At 41.2% G+C, this 452-nt stretch carries 1 pseudogene; it reads right to left on the reverse strand.

Annotation, left to right across the window (positions count from 1 at the left end):
• A pseudogene (locus HC176_RS16475) lies at positions 1–452 on the reverse strand (hypothetical protein); the annotation flags it as partial.

The raw sequence follows: 452 nt of genomic DNA on the forward strand, positions 1-452 counted from the left end.
GGTTCTCGTAGGCAATAATGTCTTTGGAAAGGTTAATGAATTCTTCAGAGAATTTCTGCTTCTCGTTACTCTTTTCCAGAAGCCTTTCTCGTTCTGATCTTATAGAGTCGGCAATTTCTCCAAATCTTTGGGGAGTATACTTGTAAAAGTTAAGAAGAAGTCGCCCGGTACTCTCATCCTGCAGAAACATTTCGGCCATGAGGTTGTTCTTGGCAAAGCCTTTTCCGCTAAAATGAAGAGATTCATCAAAAGCAAGTGTGTTGACTCTAAGGAGAAGACTATCCCCCGGAGAAATATAAACGTTCTGGGTTTCGGGTCTGTGTTCTATAATATAAAGCCCCTTTTCAACGCTGTCGATCTTGTAGCTAAACCTGTTCTTATCATTAAGCAAGATCGTATCCAGGATCCTGCCATTGCGCTGTATTATAATTTGGTCTGAGGTGGGATTTAAG

The sequence above is a fragment of the Tamlana crocina genome (assembly GCF_012037625.1).